This is a genomic window from Actinocorallia sp. A-T 12471 (assembly GCF_033875155.1).
Lineage (GTDB): Bacteria > Actinomycetota > Actinomycetes > Streptosporangiales > Streptosporangiaceae > Actinocorallia.
In genome coordinates this window covers 346,552-366,921 of sequence record NZ_JAWZTE010000001.1, presented here as the reverse complement: position 1 = coordinate 366,921, position 20,370 = coordinate 346,552, and the positions used below count along the sequence as shown (strand labels likewise).

The window sequence follows — 20,370 nt, the reverse complement described above, 5'->3', positions numbered from 1 at the left end:
GGGCATGAGAAGGGCTCATCTCCCCCATGCCGTCCCGGCGGTCGCGGTGCTGTGCGCGGCGCCGCTGCTGTGCTCGTCCGCGGAGGCCGTCCCGGCCGTGGCCGCGCCCGCGTCGCTGCGGCCCGCCGACAGCGGCGCGAAGATCGTCAAGGTGGCCAAGGCCGGGAAGTACGGCCGCGACCTGACCGTCAGCACGCCGAATCTGGACCGGCGCGTCAAGGTGCGGGTGCTGCTGCCGAAGTCCTGGCGCAAGAACTCGTCACGCAAGTGGCCCGTGCTCTACGTCTACTCGGGCGGTGACGAGGACTACCGGTCGTGGTCGCGGCAGACCAGGATCGAGCAGTGGTCGGCCGGCTATGACGCGATCGTCGTCATGCCCGAGGCGGCGTCGAGCAGCTATACGAACTGGTTCAACGGGGGCAAGAAGGGCAATCCGCGCTGGGAGACGTTCCACACGAAGGACGTCATCCAGCTGATCGAGCGCAACTACCGGACGAACGGCCGCAGGTCGGCGCTCGGCGTGTCGGCGGGCGGCATGGGCGCGATGCGTTACGCGGCGCGGAACCCGAAGATGTACAAGTTCGTCGCCGCGCTCAGCTCGCCGCTGTGGCTGACCGGCCCCGGCATCCCGGTCTCGACCGCGCTCGCCGTCGGCTCGCACGGCCAGAGCATCTGGGACGTGTACGGCGACCCGGTCCTCGACCGCAAGAACTGGCTGAGGAACGACCCGTACGAGCTCGCGCCCGGGCTGCGCGGCACCAAGATCTACTTCTCCTCCGGCACCACCGGACGCCCCGGCCCCGGCGACCCCCCGGTCTCTCCGCTCGACGTGGGCCTGAGCGGCGAGAAGATCGTCGGCGACACCAACAAGGCGTTCCGCAAGCGGCTGCGCGAGCTGAAGATCCCGCACACCGCCTACCTGTACGGCGACGGCCGCCACAACTGGCCCGCGTGGAAACGGATTCTCAAGGACCTGTGGCCGCAGCTGATGAAGTCGATCGGCGCGAAGAAGGTCCCGGGCTAGCCGGGACCCCCCACTAACCGACGATTCCTGCGTACCCGAGGACGAAGACCACGCAGGGGATCAGGAACAGCTTGCCGACGCGCAGCATGCCCTTGCCGATGTCCTTCGGCTCGCGGGCGTGCGCGAGGCCGTGGTGGTACAGCCAGATGAAGACCGGCGCGCACGGCGCCCAGAACCACACCATCCACGACGGGAACACCTCGCCCGCCGCGGCGAGGGCCGTCGTGAGGATCCAGAACCCCGTCCAGCAGACGAAGCCGAGCAGGTAGGTCCTGCGCGCCCCGATCTTGACGGCCATCGTGGTGTAGCCGCTGGCCCGGTCGCTGTCGATGTCCGGGATCATCGTCGGCGTGTACAGGGCGATCTCGACGAGCAGGACGACGCCCGCGACGATCCACGGGAAGCCCTCGAACGACTTCACCGTCGCCCAGCCGCCCAGGACGGTGAACACGCCGAGCGGGATGCAGTTGGAGACCACGTCGAGGCCGGGGCGGTTCTTCCACTTCAGCGGCGGCACGCTGTACACCCAGCCGCACGCGAGGAACCCGAACGTCGCGAGCGCCATCTCCGGCCGCACCGCGAAGGACAGGGCGAGCGCGAGGGCGGCCGCGCAGTAGGCGGCGACCTTCGCGCCGCGCTCGCTGATCCGTCCCGCGGTGAGCGGGGTGTTCTTGCGCGGGTTCAGCAGGTCGCCGGGCAGGTCGTAGGCGTCGTTGATGGCCAGGACCGCGAGCCACACCAGCGGCCCCCACACCACGAGGCCGATGAGGCCCGTCGCGGGCCCGATCAGCTTCTCCCCCGCCAGCAGGTAGCCGAGGTAGTAGGGGACGAGGGAGACAAGGAAGAGTCCGGGGCGGGAGATCTCCCACAGGTCCAGGACCAACTGCCGGGTGCGGCCCAGGAACGGGCCGGCGGTGGTCACCAACGGTCACCTCGCGATGAGCGGGAGTAATGGGGGGAATTGCTCCGATAGTGCTGGTTGAGACTACGGCAGTCCGCCGCCGCTGGGATTGTCGGAACCGAAGGAAAATGCCCGACTGATTACGCACCGAGGTAAGTGTCGGAGTTATCAGGAACGCAGCGTTCCGTGGTATCGGTCCGAGATGGGCCGTGCGAGCATGACCCCCATGACGAAGACACCGCCCCCCTTCGACCCCGAACTCGGTGCCGCGCTCGAAGAGCTCGCGTCCGTCGTCTCCCCCACGATCACCCCCGCCGACATCCCCACCCTGCGCGCGGCCAGGACGATGACCCTGCCCGGCCTCGACCTGACGCTGCGCGGCACGATGGCCGTCGAGGAGATCACCGTCCCCGGGCCGCACGGGGAGATCCCGCTGATCGTCGGCAGGCCGGCCGACGCCGCCGAGCGCGGGCCGCTGCCCGCCGTCTACTACATCCACGGCGGCGGCATGATCGCCGGGGACGCGCGCGGCGGGGTGCTCGACCCGCTGCGGTGGGGGCGTGACCTCGGCCTCGTCGTCGTCTCCGTCGACTACCGGCTCGCGCCGGAGAACCCGCATCCCGTGCCCGTCGAGGACTGTTATGCGGGGCTGGTCTGGGCCGTCGAGAACGCGGCGAAGCTTGGCGTCGACCCCGAGCGCGTCCTCGTCGCGGGGACCAGCGCGGGCGGCGGGCTCGCCGCGGCCGTCGCGCTGCTGGCCCGCGACCGGGGCGGCCCGGCCCTCCTCGGGCAGCTGCTGATGTGCCCGATGCTTGACGACCGCAACGACTCGGTGTCGGGCGCGCAGATGGACGGGATCGGCGTCTGGGACCGCACCTCGAACGAGACGGGCTGGACCGCACTGCTCGGCGACGCGCGCGGCGGCCCCGACGTCTCGCCGTATGCCGCGCCCGCCCGCGCTGCCGACCTTTCCGGGCTGCCTCCGGCGTTCATCGACGTGGGGTCGGCCGAGACGTTCCGGGACGAGGACGTCGCGTACGCGTCGCGGATCTGGCAGGCCGGGGGCCGCGCCGAGCTGCACGTGTGGCCCGGCGGCTTCCACGGGTTCGACCTCGTCGCCCCCAAGGCCGTGCTCTCCCGGCAGGCCCGCGAGGCGCGGGTCGCGTGGCTGCGGCGGCTGCTGTCCGTATAGAGGAGAACGGGGGAGGATGTCCCTCCGTGTCGGACACCCTCCCCCGTGATCGTGGGGCCGTCAGGCCGTGCGCAGGGCCGCCGCGTCGGCCCTGCCGAGGAACTCCAGCGCGCCGCCGGGGCGGTAGCGGGCGAGGTCGCCTGTGCGGTGCCAGCGGACGCCGTCCCGGACGGTGAAGGCGGCCGCCGTCCTGACGGGATCGCCCGCGTAGCCCTCGGCGACGCACGCGCCGCCGATCCACAGCTCGCCCGCGACGCCGTCGGGGACGTCGCGGTCGAAGCGGTCGACCACCCGGCACGCCGCGCCGCGCAACGGCACCCCGTACGGGACGGCGTCCGGGCCGCCGAGGTGCTCGCTGACCGTCGCGTACAGGGCGGTCTCGGTCGCGCCGCCGAGCCGTGCGAGACGGCAGTGCGGCAGGCGGGCGGTGGCCGTCGCGAGAAGGCGGCGGGACGGCTCTGCCCTGGCGAGCAGCGCGACCCGCAGCAGGTGCAGGGGGCGGCGCTGCGCGAGCAGGCCGTCGAGCACGCGCGGCGCGCCGTTCAGCACGGTCACCGCCCAGCGTTCGGCCAGCGCGGCGTGCCCGGCCGCCGAGGCCGACTCCTCGGGGAGCACGACCGAGCCGCCGACGGTCCAGGCGGCGAACATGTCGAAGACCGAAAGATCGGATTCCAGGGGGGACGCGCCGAACGTCACGTCGGTGTCGTCGAGGGCGTAGCGCTCCACGAGGGCGTCGAGCGTGTTCGCGGCGGCCCGGTGCGCGACCTCGACGGGCTTCGGCGCGCCGCCGCGTCCTGCGGTGAAGGCCACGTAGGCCACGTCGCCGGGGGTTACCGGGACCGGACGCATCAGGCTGTCCGGCTGTGTTTCTGAGAGCCCGGCACCGCCCCTCCTGGGGCCTCCGGGGGTCAGCGTTCCGGGCTGGACCGCGAAGACGACGCCGAGGGAGGCGCGCAGCGCTCGTCGGCGCGTCGCGGGCAGGTGTACGCCGATCGGGACGTACGCCGCGCCGAGGGCGAGGACGCCGAGGACCGCGACGGCCTGGTCGGGGCCCTTGGGCAGTTCGACCGACACGCGGTCTCCCGCGCGCACCCCGCGTTCGGCGAGGGAGGCGGCGAGCGCAAGCGCGCGCACGGCGAGTTCGCCGTAGTTGAGGATTCCCGCGTCGCCCCAGCGCACCGCCGCCGCGTAGGGGACGCGCAGGGCGTGCGCGAAGAACACGTCGTGGAGTGTGCGTTCGGGGCACGCGGGCCTCGCGTTCAGCGCGTGCCGCGTCCGCAGCTGCCCGTCCGTCGCCGACGCACCGGCGCACGACGGCTCGGCGGCCGGTTCGGTCAGCACACGCTCGCTCAGCACACGGACCCCTCTATTTAGGTAAGGCTAACCTAATAGAGCCGACCCTCATGGTCAACAGCCCGCGGAAAGGCCGTGCGCCCCCAGCGGCCCAAAAAACCCGGTCTCAAACCGAAAGAATCTCTTGCCTTCTCAGGCTTCATTCGATATAGAGCCGCTGCGTGTCACGCCGTCAACACGCCCAGGCCGCTGCTTAGAGTTCCAGGAAATGCCGCAAGATCATGAGCTTGCGGCCGGGGGGAGGAAGCAGATATGCAGCTGAGCCGATGGTGGCGCGGCCTGGGGGTGACCACCGGTGTGGTGGCCCTCACGCTGACGGCGACTCCGGGTGCGGTCCAGGCGGCCAAGGCCCCTGGTGATCTGGTCGGCATCTGCCACCGCAGCGACGACCCTGCACGGCCGTACACCTTCTACCGGGTCGCCAACGACTCCGTCGAGTACGCGAGCCACCTGCTGCACAGGCAGCAGCCGCTGGACAGCGGGGAACGCGACTACATCGACGGGCTCGAGACGAACCGCACAATCCTGCGCGCCGAGGACTGCCCCGGCGGCAATGCCCTCGACCTGAGCCGCGAGGGCGACCGCGACCGGGACGACTGGGACCGGGACGACTGGGACCGGGACCGGGACCGCGACTGGGACCGGGACCGCGACCACCACAAGAACTGGTGGAAGAAGTTCCCCGGGCTGCCCAGCCCGTTCGCCAACGACGAGGTCTGGCACTACCACGGCAAGAGCAAGAAGCCCTGCCGCAAGCACCACCACAGGCACTACTACAAGGCGCACAAGTCCAAGCACAAGAAGGCGAAGAAGCGGGTCAAGGTGCAGTTCTACGAAAAGGGCACCCTCTGATCCCCAACGCGCCTGTTCCCTAGGCCCCGGGCCGGGTTCCGTCTCCGACGGACCCGGCCCTTCGTTTTCCCCAAGATCAGTCAAATCCCCCTGATCGGGTTTTGGTCACCGATCGCACAGGAATACCGACTTTGAGTGACGGGTCGCGTGATCCAAACACACGCGACAGAGGGGGAACGGAAGATGAAGATCAACCGTATCGTGCAGAGCTTCGCGGTCACCGCGGGTGCCGCGGCGGTCGGCCTGTCCACCCTGACGGGCGTCGCCTCGGCGGCCCCGGTGGCGGCGCCGGTCAGCAGTGTCACCAGCATCACCGAGGCCGCGACCGTCGCCACCGGGTACACCGGCTGGCGACCCAAGCGGCACCACTGGAAGCACCACAACCGGGGCGGCTACAAGCACTGCTGGGGCGAGTGGAAGCCGCGGCGCAACCACCACAACTGGTGGAACGACGACGACCGCCGTGACCGCTGGGACGACAACGACCGCTGGGACCGGCGCGACCGCGACCGCAACCGCCACGGCTACAAGTGGTACTACACCTGCAAGTGGCGCCGCTAGTCGGAGCGGGTGACCCGGCCCTGGCCGGGCACCGCCTCTGACCCGAAGACGCCCACGGGCCCACGGCTTCGCGCCGTGGGCCCGTGGCCGTTATGGGGACCCGCGTCCCGACGAGCGGACTCCTTGATTAATCTCACTATTCAAGATGATCTGTCTTGTTTTATGAGACACGCGCTATCGTGCCGGTCATGCGCACTCCCACTCGGCGTCCCCACAGGTGGGCCATGCTCAGCCTGGGCATGGCCGCCAACGGCTCGGCCTGCGTCTTCATCTACGGCCTCCCCTTCCTGCTGCCCGCCTTCCAGGACGAGTTCGACCTCTCCCTGGCCCAGGCCGGCCTCCTCGTCGGCGCGCCGAGCCTCGGGATGCTGTTCACGCTCGTCCTGTGGGGGTGGATCGCCGACAGGTTCGGCGAACGGCTCGCCATGACGTCCGGGCTCGCCCTGACCGGGACCCTGCTGCTGGCCGCGGCCTTCGCCGACGACACCGTCGTCCTGGGGGCCCTGGCGGTGGCGGCGGGCGCGGCGGGGGCGTCGGTGAACGCGTCGAGCGGACGCGTGGTGCTCGGCTGGTTCCCCAAGGAACAGCGCGGCGTCGCGATGGGCCTGCGGCAGACCGCGCTGCCGCTCGGCGTGGCGTTCGCCGGGGTGCTGGTCTCGGTCTTCCCCGGGGTCAGGGCGGCGCTGCTGGCGATGGCGGCGCTGTGCCTGGGCGTCGGGCTTGTGGTCGGGCTGCTGGTGGTCGACCCGCCGCGTCCCGAGCCCGTCGCGGGGGTTAGGGACAGGTCGCCCTACCGGACGTGGGCGCTGTGGCGGGTGCACGCCGCGAGCATGCTGCTGGTCGTCCCGCAGTTCGCCACCGCGGCGTTCGCGCTGACCTACCTGATCGCGGCCCGCGACTGGAACCCGGCGACCGCCGGATACCTGGTGGCGGCCGCCCAGATCATGGGCGCGGCCGGCCGCCTCGCCTGCGGCCGCTGGTCAGACCTGGCGGGCAGCCGCCTGGGCCCCATGCGCCAACTCGCCGTCGCCAACGGCGCGCTGATGCTCCTCCTGGCCGCCGCCGTCACCACCCCCCTGGGCGCCCCCCTGGTCATCCTGGCCACCGCCGTCTCCATGAGCGGCAACGGCCTGGCCTTCACCGCGGTCTCCGAACTAGCCGGCCCCTCCTGGGCAGGCCGCGTCATGGGCATCCAGAACACCGGCCAAAACCTCATCGCAGCCCTCACCCCCGGCATCGCCGGCGCCCTCATCACCGCAACCTCCTACGGCTTCACCTACGCCCTGGCCGGCCTCTGCGCCCTAACCGCCGCCACAGTCCTAACAACCCCAACCCCCTAACCCCAACCCCCGCAGTCCCGAAGGGACTGCGGGGGTTAGAGCCCCACCGGCACCCCAAGGAACGAGCCCAACGGGACCCGAGGAACGGGGCCCAACGGGACCCCGAGGAACGAGCCCCACAGGACCCCAAGGAAGGGGGCCCAACGGGACCGCGAGGAACGAGCCCGACAGGACCCCGAGGAACGGGGCCGAACGGGACCGCGAGGAACGAGCCCGACGGGACTCCGAGGAAGGGGCCCAGCGGGACCGCGGGGAAGGGGCTTCTGCGGCGGCATCGCCCGCCCCACCCGACACAACCACCCGCAGTCCCTTCGGGACTGCGGGGAAGAGGCCCAGAGGGCCTGCGCGGAAGGGCCCGACGGGACCCGAGGAACGGGCCCAGCGGGGGCCCGGGGAAGGGCCCGGCGGGGGCCCGGGGAAGGGCCCAGCGGGGGCCCGGGGAAGGGCCCAGCGGGGGCCCGGGGAAGGGCCCAGCGGGGGCCCGGGGAAGGGCCCGGCGGGGGCCCGGGGAAGGGCCCGGCGGGGGCGCGGGGAAGGGCCCGGTGGGGACTGGGTGCGTTGGGTGTGGTTGCGTGGAGGAGAACCCCGCAGTCCCGGAGGGACTGCGGGGTTGGGTTGGTGGGTTTGGGTTAGGTGGAAGGGTCTAGGACTATTTTGATTGCGCCGTCGTCCTTTTTTTGGAAGATGTCGTAGGCGAGGGGGGCCTGGGACAGTGGGAATCTGTGGGTTTCCAGGTCCAGGACGCCGAGCGGGTCGGAGTCGTCAAGGCAGAGTGGGAGCAGGTCGGGGATCCAGCGTTTGACGTTGGCCTGGCCCATGCGCAGGGTGACCGCCTTGTCGAACATGCGCAGCATGGGCATCGGGTCGGCCATGCCGCCGTAGACACCGGAGACCGAGATCGTGCCGCCGCGCTGGACCAGGTCGACCGCCTGGTGGAGGGCGGCGAGGCTGTCCAGGCCCGCCCGCGTCATGACGGCGGCGGCCAGTTTGTCCGGCATGTGCGCGGTGACGGTCTGGGCCATCGAGCCGATGAACGAGCCGTGCGCCTCCATGCCGACCGCGTCGATGACGGAGTCGGGGCCGCGCCCGTCGGTCATGTCGCGGACCGCCTCGAGCACGTCGCCCGCGCCGTCGACGACCTCGACGCCGTGCCGCCGTGCCGCCTCAAGCCGGTCCTCGACCAGGTCGATCCCGATCGGCCGGAACCCCCGGTGCTTGGCGATCCGCGCGCACATCTGCCCGATCGGCCCGAGCCCGAGGATCGCGACGCTGCCGCCCTCGGGGATCTCGGCGAACTCGACGGCCTGCCAGGCCGTCGGCAGCACGTCGGACAGGTACAGGAACCGCTCGTCCGGGCCGCCGTGCGGCACCTTGACCGGGCCGAACTGGGCCTGCGGCACCCGCAGGTACTCCGCCTGCCCGCCGGGGACCTGCCCGTACAGCTTGGTGTAGCCGAACAGCGCCGCGCCCGAGCCGTACTCGCGCACCTGGGTCGTCTCGCACTGGGCGAACAGCTCGCGGTCGCACATGAAGCACGCGCCGCAGGAGATGTTGAACGGGATCACCACCCGGTCGCCGGGTTTCAGATGCCGGATGTCCGCGCCGACCTCCTCCACGATCCCCATCGCCTCGTGGCCGAGGATGTCGCCCTCGTCCAGGAAGGGTCCGAACAGCTCGTACAGATGCAGGTCGGAGCCGCAGATCGCGGTCGAGGTCACCTTGATGACCACGTCGTTCGGTTCCTTGATCGTCGGGTCGGAGACCTCCGCCACCCTGACGTCACGCCGCCCCTGCCAGGTCACAGCCTTCACGTGAAATCACCCCGAACCACCCCATACCCCAATCGAGATCGGTCACACAATGCAATTCCTTCGTTACCGAGGGCGTCAGGGCAGGAGGTTGCGCACCGTCTCGACCGCCGCGAGCAGCGGAGACACCGCCGCCACCCGGTGCGTCAGCCTGGCCAACGCGCCGTCCCTACGCGGCACATCGGGGTCGGCGGACTCGGCCTCCTCGCGCACCTCCCCCAGATCGCGACGGGCCCGCGCCGCCTCCGGCACCTCGGCCGCATACCGCTCGAGCAGCTCGACCACCCGGTCGAACGCACCCGCGAGCTCCGCCGACGCGCCCTGCGCCGCCTGGTTCATCGTGACGTGGTCGCCGGTGTTGATCTGCCCGCCGGAAAGCGAACTACCGGAAATATGCACACTGTGGTCATCACGCATGGGATCTCCCCTCAAGAAACCTTCGTCTGGTTCTGCACGGCCCCCGCGCCGGTGTTGATCTGGCTCCCGGTGATGGTGCTCCCCGTGATCCGGACGCTGTTGTTGGTGATCGCCGTCATCTGCTCGCGGTAGGCCGACACATCGATGCCGCACTCGTCCGAGAGGTAGTCGAGGATCGCCTCGTTCACCCGCCGCTCGATCAGCCGGATGTACTTGTCGGTGTCCAGCAGCTGGATGTACGTGTCGTAGCCCGCCGAACCCGCGAGCTCCCGGGGGCAGATCCGGTAGCCGTAGTCGTACGTCGTCAGGTGCTGCGGCCGCGCCATGTCGGCGCGCAGCGCGGCGACGCCCATGTGCAGCAGCGTCCGGAACGCCCGCGACCAGCACAGCGCGGCGGTCTTCGGGATCTCCTGCCAGCGGGTGCGCAGCGCGAGCCAGGCCAGCGACCGGTCGGCCACCGACGGGAGCGCGTCGACGATCTTGAACTCGCGCGCGACCGGGGTGTGCGCCGTCGCGACGAACTGGGCGTACAGCATCCTGCCCTCGACCGCGACGTGCAGGAACGCGGTCGTGGCGACGTCCTGGTCCTCCGGCGGGCTCACCACCGCGCCGTCCCGCGCGCACACGAGCTGGCCCCGGGAGTCGACCGAGATCCGCTGGTAACAGCGCAACGCGCCCTGCGGGTGCGTCAGGATCGCCTCGACCGCCTCGTGCGTGGCGCGCGAGTAGGGCAGCCCCGCGGAGTCCACGAGCGGATGCCCGCTGACGACCTGGCCGTCGATCCCGAGCGGACGCGTGTACTGGGCGAGCCGCCCGTTCGCCACGACGTGCATCTGCGGGCCTTCCAGCCCGACGACGCTCTCGTGCGGCGCGAGCGAGGCGGGATCGTCGGCGTCGGGGTGCTTCATCTCGCCGATCCGCTGCCACACGCGCGCGTGCAGCCGCGCGGCGTCGACCTTCGGCGCGCCGTCCGGCGCGTCGGGCGCCTTGCGGTCGAGTTCGAGCACGATCGCCCACTCCTTGCGGAGCGTCCCCGACCCGAGGAACGGGTGGCTGCTGTACAGGCTGACGTTCCCGCGCTGCGCCGCCGACAGCCGCGCGAGCGCGCCGTCGAGCCGCGGGTTCGGCGACGCCGGCGCCGGCACCGCGCTCAGCGGGTGCAGCGTGTGCCGCATCAGCCGGTAGACCAGCACGACGTGCCCGCACTCGACGACGACGACGAGGAAGCCGAAGAACTGGAACCCGACCCCCAGCGCGAGGCGCACCCCCCACCCGGCCGACATGGTGAACGAGCCGAAGACCAGCGCGGCGAGCGCGGACAGCATGATGTAGAGCAGCCAGAGCACGAAGAGGAAGGTGAGGACGCGCGCCGCCGACGTCCACCCGCGCGCCCACAGCAGACCGCCCGTCCACAGCAGCACCCCGAGCGCCGGCCGCGCCCCGGCCGGCGCGATGACGAGCGCGAGCACGATGAGCGCCATGAGGACGAGGTCGCGGTACAGGACGAGCCTGCGGGCGTGCAGGCAGTGGCGGACCACCGCGCTCAGGTCATAGCCGCCGCCGGGGGCGACCGCCCTGTGCTCGTCCTCGACGTACTCGGCGATGACGCGGTCACGGAAACCGTCGTCGAGATAGGCCGCCGCGCACAGATAGCGGGTGGTGTTGCGCATTACCAACACGTCGCCACTTATCGCCCGGCCGAAAAAGCCCCTGTCGTTTCTCGGCGGGGATCGTGGGGCCCTACTTGACGTAGGGGGCGAACAGGGCGCGCTCGACGCGGGTGCGCAGGCCCGGGTGCGGCTTGCGCAGGTCGGCGGTCCGCGAGCGCGGCGCGACGAGCACCCCGGTGACCAGTGCGGTGACGATGACGACGCCGAGTACCACTCCTCCGATGATCATCATGTGCTGCCCCTTCCTTGACGGAATCGCCCCGCCAAGATGGCCGATCCCTCTACTATGACTTGTACCTATAAGTGGTATTACCGCGCCAAGGGGCATCAAAACGCGTTTCCCTGGGAATGAGCTGGAAAATCGCCCCCCACGGCCCACTCTGGTTCACTCGGATTCACTCGGATTCCTCCCGGTCATCAGGAGAGCTATGGCGAAGTACGAGGAGATCGCAGGAGACCTCGAGCACCAGATCAGATCGGGGGCGCTGCGCCCGGGCGACGAGCTCAAAAGCGAGAGCGAGCTGTCCGAGGAGTACAACGTCTCGCGCAACACCGTAAGGAACGCGCTGCGCACCCTGCTGAACCGCGGCCTCGTCGAGACGAGCCAGGGCCGCAGCACCACCGTCGCCCAACAGATGTCACTCAGCGTGACGACACTTTCCAAGGACCCGACCACCGGACGCGCGGGCGGCGAAGAGGCCCCCTACATCCAGATTCTCGACGCCCAGTTCTCCCCCGAGGAGGATGTGCAACTTTCCCGGCTCGAAGTGCAGATGCTGCAGGCCGAGCCGAAAATCGCCAGCGCACTCGGAATCGCGGCGGAAAGTTTCATCATCGCCCGGCGGCAGGAACTCCAGGTGCACAACAAGACCCGGGCCGTGCGCATCTCCTATTATCCCTATTCGCTCATCGAGGCCGGTGCGCACGAGATCAGCCTGCCGGTCGACATGGCCGACGGCGTCATTCAGTATCTGCGCGACACCGTCGGATACGACGAGGTCGGATACCAGGACACCGTCATCATGCGGGCCGCTGACCGGGACGAGATCGCCCTGTTCGGACTGCCCAAAGACGGCAGGGTCGGGGTGCTGGAGACCTACCGGGTGGGGTACACGCAGAACGCGGTCCCGATCCGCGTCACGGTGACGACCTATCGCGCCGACAGTCATGTACTCGTCAATAACGTGGGAAATGTTCCCCCCGCTCGGCTACAGAATCCCTTCGTGCCGGACGAAAAGCGGCCGGAGCCCGTCCAACGTCCCCAGGAATGATCGGACGGCCCCGCGCCGCGGCCCACTGACCCACTTCTTGCGAGCATCTCGAACCGGACAAGACTCCGACCCGGACACGCGATTCTCCTGAGCCGCGCGGCGCTGCTCTGCCATAATCCGACGCACCTTTGAGAAGGGATTTCCATGCACAACAGCATCGCCGCCGAGCTGCGCCACCCGCACCCGCAAGTGCACGCGACCCGGGGGTACATCGCACACAGCGTCACCGCGCTCGACCGGCGCGGCATCGCCCTCGACCGGGCCTGGCTCGACCCGTTCAACCCGGTCGACGCGACCATCGTCCTGTCGGACGGCACCGCCCTCGTCTGGTCGGAGGACACCGGCTGGACCCGCGGCACCTACGTCTCCGGCGAGCAGGGCCTGCGCACCGAGTACACCGACGGCGTCGCCCTCGGCGGCGGGGTCCTGCTCGACCCCGACCACCTCGCCGAACTCGTCGCCACCGGCAGGACCGAGGCGCCCTTCGCGCCACGCGAGATCGGCAACGGCAACGACGGCCTCTTCTACCAGCTGGCCGGCTTCAACAACTGAACCGCATGCGCGCGACCGCGTCCGCGGCCCCGTTCCGTCGAGCCGGGAGGGGCCGCGGACCGCTTTCCGCCCCGCGCACCCCAGGCATCCCGGTGATCGCGAGGTAAAATAGGACAAGCCCGTACAACGGTGATCGTCCCCGGCGGCCGAAGGCGTCCGGCCAGGGCACGCGCCCCCTCCCTCCAGCGCGGGCCGTCACTGCTCCCCAGGGTCACAGTTCCCCGGTGACCGGACATTCCGCCCCATCCGCCTCGCCCCGCCCCTTCGGCAGGTTCGGCAGACGCCGGAGACCGGGCACGGGCCCGTCCCCCCGGAGACATGAGCAGCGCAAAGACCCTCCGCCTGGCCACCGAACACGACGTCGCGGCCATCACCGGGCTCATCGACCGCACCGGCCGCTGGCTGCGCACCAAAGGCACCGACCAATGGGCCCGTCCCTGGCCGGACGCCGCCGCGCGGGCCGCGCGCATCCGCGCCGGACTCGTCCACGGCCGGACCCTCCTCGTCGAGCGGGGCGGCGAACTCGTCGGCACCGTGTCGATGACCAGCCGGGGCGACCCGTCACTGTGGCGGCCGCACGAACTCCTGCGCCCCGCCCTCTACCTGCACCGCCTCGCCGTCGACCGCTCCGAGGCCGGCTCCGCCCTCGGCGTCCGCCTCCTCGACTGGACCACCGAGTGGGCCCGCCTCGAGTACGGCGCGGAGTGCGTCCGCATCGACGTCTGGAACGACAACGCCGCCCTGCACGCCTACTACACCCGCATCGGCTTCACCTTCGTAGACCCCGACCCCGTGACGCGGCAGCCGCGTCCCCGGCTCGACAAGCGGGTACGCCCGTCTAGCGTCCTCCTGGAACGCCGGATCGCGGCGGCCTCAGCGGACTGGCCGTCCTCGGCCGCCTTCACCCTCACCCCCACCATCCGCACCTCCCTCCCCCACCCCGCCCTCCGCTTCCGCAGCCCACTCCGCCACCGCCCCTCCCCCTGGTCCCTCCCCACCCCCCCGGCCCCCAACAACACCACCCCCCCAACCCTGACCCACTGAACACTTCAGACGCCGCATCGCACGCGGACCACTTGTCGTTGTGGGCGCGGGGCCGGCGTCTGCTCCGCAACGGGCGCTCAGCAGAACTCGGCCTTGAGGATCGTGTCGCGGTTCGTGAGTTGCTCGGCGAAGTCCATGTTGAAGTTGTAGGCGAGTGAGTGTGAGCCGTCTTCGGAGGCGTAGGCCCAGGTCAGGGAACCGTGCCAGCCGCCCGGGTGGCCCCAGACCGGCACGTCGGGACCGCTCGGGCAGTCCACGGTCAGGCGCTGGACGCCGAAGCCCATGTCACCCTGTGCCGGAGTTCCGGGCGGGGTCGGAATCGGCGACGTCGTCTTCATCTTCGCCAACGTCGCCGGGGCGAGCAGCTGGCCGGAAAGCAGGCCCGTCAGGAACCGGTTCAGATCGGACGTGGTCGACACGACGTCGCCCGCCGCGCCCATCACCGTCGGGTTCAGGTCCGTGTACTCGTGGATGCCGAACGTCGACGCCGTCGAGCTCCCGATGAACAGGTTCGCGAAGTGCTTCGAGTGCGGTGCGGGCAGCGTGTTCGTCACCGGCGCGGCCGTCGGGATCGAGGTCTCGGTCATTCCCAGCGGCGTGAGAATCCGGTCCTGTATCTCCTGCTGGTAGGGCCCGACCGTGTTGTCGATGAGCAGGCCGAGCAGCAGGTAGTTCGTGTTGGAGTACGACACCGTGCCGCCCGGGGGGACCGCCGGATCGTCCTCGATCGCCTTGAGGAAGTCCGCCATCGTCCATGTCCCGTACCGGTTCCCCGACGTGAGCGCCGCGGGCCCCCCGATCCGCGTCGTCTGCACCCACACGTCGTTCACCCAGTTCATCACCCCGCTCCGGTGCTGGAGCAGCTGCCCGACGGTGATCAGATCCTCGTCATAACCCGCGGGCACCCCTAGCCAATTCTTGAGATTCTCCAGAATCCCGTCCGGCAACGCCGTCTCACTGAGCGGCGCGTCAAGCTGCCCCACCCCCGCGGGCCTCGACGGACTGATCACCCCCTCCTCCGCCAACTGCAACACCACAGCCGCCACCAACATCTTGCTCACACTCCCGATCCGGAAGTGATCCCCCGGATCCCGCACAGGCGTATACCTGTCCCCCACAGTCGCATCCCCATCCCCCGACATAACCCTCACCTCACCCCCTCCCGCCCGCCACGCCCCGGCCACCACCCCCACGTGATGCGCGACGGCATCACCGGGCGTCAACTCAACATCCGAAACCACATCAATCGCCTGCTGCAAAGGATCAGGATCCGCCAGAACCGGCGCCCCCATCCCGCCCACAAGCCCAAGCCCCACGACCCCTGCCAGAATTCTCCGCTTCATGCCCCAGACCCAAGCACCCCCCACCCCACCCCTTCCTCATCCAATCCCCCAAACAAACCCCCCTTTTCTGTACACCCCCACCACCCCACCCCCTCACCAGCCCCCCACCCCCACCCCCTGACCCAACCCGGCCACCGTCCCCCACCCTCCGCCCACCCTTACGGAGCCTTCTCCAGACGAGTGGACCCATCCGCCCCGATAACCCACATGTCCCCCGGACACACCGGCCCTTCAATCACCGCAAGCACCCGCCCACCCTCCGAATCCACCACCGACGACCACTTCCCCTCACAAATCCCGAACAACCACCCCCCTGCCCCGCCTGGACCGGAACGCGCGTGACCGCCCTTCCCCCCCAACTCCACAACGACCATCACTTCCCGATCCAACCCGTTCCGCACCAGAAAGTAATCCTCCGCCATCGGCGTCCTATCAACAGGCACCACCCAACACCCCACCACCGACAAAACCACCCCGACTACCATCAGCGACCATCGAGCACCACGCCCTTTCCGCCGCATCAACACCCCACCCCAAATCCGAGCATCCCGCTCATACCTCGTCCCATCTCTCGTCCGAGCACTCTGTGACCCCAACGAATTCCCGACGACCCGTCCGACGTCCGAGCCAGCACGGCTCCCTCCCTCACTCGCGATTGACCACCACACCTCCGCCCAGTCCTCGGCTCCCAAACCCACGGCTTCGAGGCCGTCCTAGGCCTCGCCATCCGCAACCCCCACCACCTCTAGGACCAACCTTCCTTAGCTCCCGCCCGGAATGAACGGGAGAGGCCGGAGAGATCAACATCGGCAGCGCCGCCGTTCCAGGACCCACACCCGCGCACCCCCTGGAGCGTATCGACCTCGAGGACGAAACACCTGCCGTAGTCGAACCACTGATTTCCGCTCAGATGTCGTAGCACCCCGGTACAAAGGAGCTATGGCTCATCCAGAATCATGGAATGCCTCTTCCAGCGGGGGCTCCCGGGCGGCTGCGGGCATTGCCTTTCAGGCACAAGTGTTCGCTTACTGGGCTGCTCACGCTACAGCAGGCCTCGTGCCAGCGTTGGGTCTTGACCCACAGGCCCAGATCGAGGCGGTCGGTAGCGAGGTAGGATATGCGGTGGACGATCTTGGGATCTCGCTTTCAAATGGCGGATTCATCTTCATCCAGGCGAAGGCTGGGCTGTCTCGGCTCGATAGAGCGTCACAGCATCTCGGCAAAGCCTTGGACCAAGTCGTCGAGGCCTATATCCATGGAATCCCGACGGCGGATGGATTTCGTCAGCTGCGTGAGAAAAGCGACCGGTTGCTGATCCTCACCGACGAGCGCGGAAGCGCTTCATTTCAGCTCTCCTCGATGTTCGCACGGCTCCGAGACCACCCGCAGGGCTATCCTTTGGACCAAGTTGCAGGCAATCACCGCGAACGCAGAGCACTCACCATCCTGCGGGATTCCCTCGCATCCCGATGGCGTCGATCGACCGGGACGGAGATTCGTGAGCCCGAGTTCAGAGCGATACTCCGTTCTCTACAGATCACCAGGCTCGACTTCAGTGACCCAGCCGGGCTTCATCTACGACGCTGCCACGGACTGCTGGCACCGGACGACGACGTGCAGAGCGGCCGAAAGGTCTTTGGGGCCCTCTTCAAAATGGGAGTGGAGCTGAGTGCGCGCCGAGGCTGGGTTTCAACGGACTACTTGAAGGTACACACACGGAAGGTGTGCACCGCTCACGGCATCTTCGATCTTCCCGCCCGAAAGCAGCCATTCCTCGAAAGGTTTGAAGCCGATCCACATATGGAAAACCCGCGGCATCTGATCATTAGCGGGGGCCCAGGCTCTGGCAAGACAGTACTCGGAACCGAACTCGCCTACCGTTGGGCCAGTCGTTTTCCCGACGGACAGGTACTGATCAACTTGGGTGGGTACGGACCTGGACGACCGCTGACCCTCGATGAGGCCGCAGGAATCTTGCTTGAACGGCTGAAGGCTCCCGACAACGGTCCGGACGGAATCAGCCGTTACCATCGGTTGATCGAAAGCCGCCGGCTCCTTATCGTCCTGGACAACGCTGATGACGCGGTCGTCGAGGGCCTACTCCCGCGCCGAGGCGAATCGGTCGTGATCATCACGGGAAGATCCAACTTCGGCGGGCTTCTCACACGTGCGGACATAGCGTTCCTACGCCTCGGGGATCTGTCTTCAACGCAAGCGGAGCAGCTGCTCCGCGCCTACGTCGACGACAGCCGGATCACACATGAAGGAGAGGCGTTCAGGAAAATCTTGCGCACTTGCGGTGGTCTTCCCCTTGCCGTGGCCATGGTCGGCGGCCGTGTGCGAGAAGCCCCGGGCCTACCCCTGTCCTTCTTCGCCGAACAACTCGACGACCGTACAGCCATGCTGGACATCTTCGAGCTGGGAGAGTTCTCGGTCAGCCTGGTTGAGGTGTTCTCCTGGTCGGTGGACCCGCTACCGGAAGATCTTCGGGACGCTTTTCTCCTGTGTGGAGGGGCCCTTGGACCTACGCTCGGCATCGACGGGGCCCGCGCTCTGCTACAGCGTCCACGCGCGGAGCGAGTCCTTCGGCAACTCACCCGGAGACAACTACTGGCCGAGGGAGCCGATGGCTTCACCATGCATGACCTGCTGCGGGAATACGCACTTGAACGTGGTAGCGCGAGCGTCGGGACCGTCTCGTTGATGAACGAAGCGAACCTCCGGCTGCTACGCCACTATGCGGTCCGTGCACCCGAGCTGGAAAGGGCCAGATCCTGGACGGCAGCCGATATCGCCAGATATCTGGCGGCATTCGAGTACGGTTTGGAAAACGGACTTCTGAGCGAGGCAATCACGATCGCTGACGCCCTGATCGAGAGGCTCTGGCATACAGGTAGCTCCCAGAAATGTCTCGACATGCTGGACCAGCTCCTGACGGCGCTGGAAGGAGCGGAGAACCGACCCTATTTCGAGAGGCTCCGTGCGGTCACCCTCCGCCGCCTCGGGCGCCATCGCGAGGGCGCCGAGGCTGTACAACGAGTGCTGCGCCACTTGGAGCCGACGCGAGAACTGGAACGAGCCCGCTGTGAATACGTCCTCGCCGTCATCCTCTCGACCTCGGGAAACCACGAGCAGGCGATCGCACACTACCGGAGCGCAGTCGAAGTATTCGCTTCGAGCGGAGTACAAGGCGAAAAGGCAGACGCCTTGAACGGACTAGGCTGGAGTGAGGCTTCCCTGGGTCGGCTTCGGGACGGCCTCGAGCACTGCATGACCGCTGCCCAGATCCATGCTGAGTTGAAGGAGGATACAAGCCATGCCGCCGACCTCGACAGCATCGCCTGTATCTATCGCGACATGGGAGATAATGCACTAGCACTCGAATACTTCGAGCGCTCATTGACTCTCTATCGGTCAATAGGGCACGAAGTGAACACGTCTCGGGCTCTTCTGAGCATGGCTGAGGTCCTCATCGCCGTAGGCGAACCAGCCCGAGCGACAGAAGCCCGCCGGGAAGCCGCCGAGATAGCCAGAAGGATCGATAATACTTCCTAAAATGACGCATAGAAATGATAGAGTTGATGCCAGATGATGGGATCCCGCCCGGAGGAGACGAACGATGTTGATTGGTCCGACCGATCCCAAGAGGCCGCCTCGAGAAAGTTCAGGTCGAGTTGGTATCGCGATCCGGAGGTAGCGCTTCGATCTGCTGAATAATTTCCTGTATCGCGGGATGTCTCGAGCCAAGCTTTGGCCCGAAGGCATCCCGCAACCATTCGAGCTCGGCACGCGCCTCGGAGTAGCGTCCGACCTCTTTCAGATATCGGCAGTGAGTCGGCCCAATGTCCAATAGCTCGTTGGCCAGATCATTATTCTGCCGCCTCACCCGCCGCAACAGGTCGCCCATTTTCTCGACGACCTTCAACCGATCGCCCTGTTCCCACTCCTGTTCCAGAGCAGTCAACTCGGCGAAGACGCGCCGTGGTGTCAGTTCGGGCGTTTCAATCCGCACCTGGGGCAGCTTCAGGTTTCCAGCCTCTACGATGGGCAGGGCGCAAGGTGTGCGGAACGGGCGAGTCAGATCATGCTCGGTCGGCGTCGACTCAAGCCGGTCGACCGCAGGGATCCATGGTGCCAGACGTGCCGCGACCTCCCTGACATCAGCCGGCCGCTCATCGGGGTTCTGCAATAGCATTTGATCCACCAGCTCCGCGAGCTCGGCAGGCACGCGGGGGTTTCTGGACGAGAGCGGATCAGGAATAGCCGTGAGCAGGGCGCGGTCAATGGTCGCGGTGTCACCGCGGAACACCGGCCCCCCGAGGAGCATGTATATGAGAGCTCCGAGTGCGTAGATATCTGCTGCAGGACTACCTGGGCTCCGCCCGGAATAAACTTCTGGTGCCATGAAGCCTGTGCTCCCGGGACTATGGCTCGTCGTTATCCTGCGATTGGTGTCGACGACGTAGGCGATCCCGAAATCTATGATCTTCAGCAGCCCCGACTTCAGGACTATCAGGTTCTCCGGCTTGAGATCCCGATGGACAATACCTCTCTCGTGAGCGGCAGCGAGTACCGAGCAGAGCTGGAGACCAAAACAGGCTGCCTCGCTAATCAAGAACGTCGGGCCACGCCTTTCGAGTAGCTCATGGATAGTCTTGCCAGCGAGGAGCTGCATGACGTAGTAAGGGAGCCCGCCGGGCAGTGTACCCGCATGGTAGATGGCGGGCAGGGCTGGATGGTCCAGGGTCGCCGTCGCACGATACTCAAGCTCGAAGCGCTCCTTCAACGCCCCGTAGTTCCAACCCCGGCTCGTGAGCACCTGCTCCGATGCCATGGTCTTGATCGCGACGCGCCGGGCGAGAGCCCTCTCCTCAGCCAGCCAGACCACGCCCATTCCGCCGCTCGAGTTGAGGGAGCGGACGATCCGGTAGCGCCCTGCAACCATGTCCCCTATGCCCAATTCGTCCATTTTATCCCACCTTCCCATAGCGATCCTTGGCTTACCCTTCACAAGTCTATAGCCGAAGTTGCATAATCACCGC

General features: G+C 68.1%; 17 protein-coding genes. 9 read left to right on the top strand and 8 right to left on the bottom strand.

Annotated features, from left to right (window positions below; genetic code table 11):
- The first annotated feature begins 4 nt into the window (after nt 1–4).
- Entirely contained in the window at nt 5–1,024 is a 1,020-nt protein-coding gene (locus R9X44_RS01760) for an alpha/beta hydrolase family protein (RefSeq protein WP_319812137.1), read from the top strand.
- Nucleotides 1,025–1,037: 13 nt separating this feature from the next.
- Here R9X44_RS01760 and R9X44_RS01755 read toward each other — a convergent pair whose 3' ends face one another.
- A complete protein-coding gene (locus tag R9X44_RS01755) occupies nt 1,038–1,946 on the bottom strand; it encodes a UbiA family prenyltransferase (protein WP_319812136.1) in 909 nt (302 codons plus the stop codon).
- Nucleotides 1,947–2,151: 205 nt separating this feature from the next.
- On the opposite strand from R9X44_RS01755, the gene R9X44_RS01750 reads away from it, so the two are divergent.
- Nucleotides 2,152–3,117 (top strand): alpha/beta hydrolase, encoded by a 966-nt coding sequence (locus R9X44_RS01750; protein ID WP_319812135.1) that lies wholly within the window; start codon nt 2,152–2,154, stop codon nt 3,115–3,117.
- Between the two features lie 60 nt (nt 3,118–3,177).
- On the opposite strand, the gene R9X44_RS01745 is transcribed toward R9X44_RS01750, so the two are convergent.
- Complete coding sequence (locus R9X44_RS01745; protein WP_319812134.1) at nt 3,178–4,473, bottom strand: AMP-binding protein; 1,296 nt, start codon at nt 4,471–4,473, stop codon at nt 3,178–3,180.
- A gap of 249 nt (nt 4,474–4,722) precedes the next feature.
- On the opposite strand from R9X44_RS01745, the gene R9X44_RS01740 reads away from it, so the two are divergent.
- From R9X44_RS01740 to R9X44_RS01730, 3 genes are all read left to right on the top strand, one after another.
- Nucleotides 4,723–5,322 carry a hypothetical protein gene (locus R9X44_RS01740; protein WP_319812133.1) on the top strand — a complete coding sequence of 200 codons (600 nt, stop codon included), beginning with the start codon at nt 4,723–4,725 and terminating at the stop codon, nt 5,320–5,322.
- A gap of 183 nt (nt 5,323–5,505) precedes the next feature.
- Nucleotides 5,506–5,883 carry a hypothetical protein gene (locus tag R9X44_RS01735; RefSeq protein ID WP_319812132.1) on the top strand — a complete coding sequence of 126 codons (378 nt, stop codon included), beginning with the start codon at nt 5,506–5,508 and terminating at the stop codon, nt 5,881–5,883.
- Nucleotides 5,884–6,071: 188 nt separating this feature from the next.
- Complete coding sequence (locus R9X44_RS01730; protein WP_319812131.1) at nt 6,072–7,223, top strand: MFS transporter; 1,152 nt, start codon at nt 6,072–6,074, stop codon at nt 7,221–7,223.
- A 629-nt stretch (nt 7,224–7,852) separates the two neighbouring features.
- Here the strand turns inward: R9X44_RS01730 and R9X44_RS01725 are convergent.
- From R9X44_RS01725 to R9X44_RS01710, 4 genes are all read right to left on the bottom strand, one after another.
- A complete protein-coding gene (locus R9X44_RS01725; RefSeq protein ID WP_319812130.1) occupies nt 7,853–9,034 on the bottom strand; it encodes a zinc-dependent alcohol dehydrogenase in 1,182 nt (393 codons plus the stop codon).
- A gap of 75 nt (nt 9,035–9,109) precedes the next feature.
- Nucleotides 9,110–9,448: a DUF5955 family protein gene (locus tag R9X44_RS01720; RefSeq protein WP_319812129.1), complete on the bottom strand. Its 339-nt coding sequence runs from the start codon at nt 9,446–9,448 to the stop codon at nt 9,110–9,112.
- Between the two features lie 11 nt (nt 9,449–9,459).
- A complete protein-coding gene (locus tag R9X44_RS01715; RefSeq protein ID WP_319812128.1) occupies nt 9,460–11,118 on the bottom strand; it encodes a hypothetical protein in 1,659 nt (552 codons plus the stop codon).
- A gap of 70 nt (nt 11,119–11,188) precedes the next feature.
- The gene (locus tag R9X44_RS01710) at nt 11,189–11,350 is read right to left on the bottom strand and encodes a hypothetical protein (RefSeq protein WP_319812127.1); all 162 of its coding nucleotides are present in this window, start codon (nt 11,348–11,350) and stop codon (nt 11,189–11,191) included.
- Nucleotides 11,351–11,546: 196 nt separating this feature from the next.
- On the opposite strand from R9X44_RS01710, the gene R9X44_RS01705 reads away from it, so the two are divergent.
- The 3 genes from R9X44_RS01705 to R9X44_RS01695 all read left to right on the top strand — a co-directional run bounded on the left by R9X44_RS01705 (nt 11,547) and on the right by R9X44_RS01695 (nt 13,985).
- The gene (locus R9X44_RS01705) at nt 11,547–12,389 is read left to right on the top strand and encodes a GntR family transcriptional regulator (RefSeq protein ID WP_319812126.1); all 843 of its coding nucleotides are present in this window, start codon (nt 11,547–11,549) and stop codon (nt 12,387–12,389) included.
- Nucleotides 12,390–12,533: 144 nt separating this feature from the next.
- Nucleotides 12,534–12,941, top strand: coding sequence for a DUF6292 family protein (locus R9X44_RS01700; RefSeq protein ID WP_319812125.1), 408 nt, complete (start codon nt 12,534–12,536; stop codon nt 12,939–12,941).
- A gap of 318 nt (nt 12,942–13,259) precedes the next feature.
- Nucleotides 13,260–13,985 (top strand): GNAT family N-acetyltransferase, encoded by a 726-nt coding sequence (locus tag R9X44_RS01695; protein ID WP_319812124.1) that lies wholly within the window; start codon nt 13,260–13,262, stop codon nt 13,983–13,985.
- Nucleotides 13,986–14,062: 77 nt separating this feature from the next.
- On the opposite strand, the gene R9X44_RS01690 is transcribed toward R9X44_RS01695, so the two are convergent.
- Entirely contained in the window at nt 14,063–15,127 is a 1,065-nt protein-coding gene (locus tag R9X44_RS01690) for a serine hydrolase domain-containing protein (RefSeq protein WP_413774904.1), read from the bottom strand.
- A gap of 1,323 nt (nt 15,128–16,450) precedes the next feature.
- Here R9X44_RS01690 and R9X44_RS01685 point away from each other — a divergent pair.
- On the top strand, nt 16,451–18,883 hold the full coding sequence (locus R9X44_RS01685) for a tetratricopeptide repeat protein (RefSeq protein ID WP_319812123.1): 2,433 nt from the start codon (nt 16,451–16,453) through the stop codon (nt 18,881–18,883).
- A gap of 109 nt (nt 18,884–18,992) precedes the next feature.
- Here the strand turns inward: R9X44_RS01685 and R9X44_RS01680 are convergent, their stop codons facing one another.
- Nucleotides 18,993–20,297, bottom strand: a complete 1,305-nt coding sequence (locus tag R9X44_RS01680; RefSeq protein ID WP_319812122.1) for a serine/threonine-protein kinase — start codon at nt 20,295–20,297, stop codon at nt 18,993–18,995.
- Between the last annotated feature and the right edge of the window lie 73 nt (nt 20,298–20,370).